The following is an 839-nucleotide window of genomic DNA, read 5'->3' on the forward strand; positions in this document are numbered from 1 at the left end:
CGCGACTTCTTCAGGACTGCTTTCGCCAAGGGGAGGCCATCCCAAGAAMSWCCGGAATATGATCAGAAAGGATAACGGCTTTCCATACGTCGTCAGTGCGAATTACTGGGACTGAACCGTTCCGGCCTATATTACACACCTACAGGACCAAACCAAGCTGCTGTTAGGCTTGATGAATCGTTAATGGAACGTATCGACCACTGGCATACCAGGTGTCCCTACCTAGGCTCTCGTAAGATTGTTGCCAAACTGCAAGAAGAAGGTTTTTCAGTATGTCGCAAGACAGTACGGCGACTTATGCTGAAGATGGGCATCTATGCTATTTATCCTAAGCCTAACCTGTCCAAGCGCAATTTCAAGGAGTCTATTGTGCCTTATCTGTTGCGCGATTATACCGTGTCTTTTCCAAACCAGGTGTGGTCCATTGACATCACCTATATTCCGATGCCGCATGGGCATATGTACCTAACTGCAATAATTGATTGGTATAGCAGCGGTTGGTCGGCCACTATCTTTCAGACAGTCTGGAAGCAGAATCTGTTATTCATGCCGTGACGGAAACCGTTAAAGCATGCGGCGTTCCAGCCATTATCAATTCAGATCAAGGCAGCCAGTTTACCAGTGATGATTACAAGAATCTGCTTCGTAACCTCAATATCCGTCAAAGTATGGACGGCAGGAGCCGCTGGGCAGACAACATCATGATTGAACGTTGGTTCCGTAGCCTCAAAACGGAGCAGCTCTATCCGAACGAATATCGCACCCCAAGAGAGCTTCGACGTCTGATTAACCAATACGTAGATGATTACRACAACATACGGCCCCACGAGGCATTCTGA

2 protein-coding genes are annotated in these 839 nt (G+C 47.7%); both read left to right on the forward strand.

Annotation, left to right across the window (positions count from 1 at the left end):
• The first annotated feature begins 111 nt into the window (after positions 1-111).
• Complete coding sequence (locus NM10_RS13915) at positions 112-555, forward strand: IS3 family transposase (RefSeq protein ID WP_335340758.1); 444 nt, start codon at positions 112-114, stop codon at positions 553-555.
• Positions 552-839, forward strand: coding sequence for a transposase (locus tag NM10_RS15370; protein ID WP_442852359.1), 288 nt, complete (start codon positions 552-554; stop codon positions 837-839). Before NM10_RS13915 ends, NM10_RS15370 begins: the two co-directional genes overlap by 4 nt.

Origin of the sequence: Megasphaera sp. NM10 (assembly GCF_000417505.1) — a bacterium.
Taxonomy (GTDB): Bacteria; Bacillota; Negativicutes; order Veillonellales; family Megasphaeraceae; genus Megasphaera; species Megasphaera intestinihominis.